The sequence below is a fragment of the Marinobacter sp. genome, assembly GCF_041984545.1.
Classification (GTDB): domain Bacteria; phylum Pseudomonadota; class Gammaproteobacteria; order Pseudomonadales; family Oleiphilaceae; genus Marinobacter.
The window spans coordinates 258-547 of the sequence record NZ_JBHIXV010000111.1; positions in this window are offsets into that span (position 1 = coordinate 258).

Below are 290 nucleotides of genomic sequence, written 5' to 3' on the forward strand. Positions count from 1 at the left end.
CGACAACTCGGCGCTTTCCATCGAAGCCTCGGTGGATCAGGTGTTGAATTGGTGGCAAAAGCGCCGGCCCTTCTGAGGCAACTCAGCCGGGCCCAGGCCTGAGAAGCCACCGGCCCGCCGGCCAGCGACCGAACGCCCGTTCGATCGTCAGGGCAGATGCAAATCTGCCGTGGTTGGCGATGTCAACAACCTAACCCCGCAGGCTTGCCTGCACCGCCGCGCCAATCTTCCGGCGCATCAGGATCAACTCAACATGTCCCAAACCCAAACCGCCGCTTCCGGCATGGAAT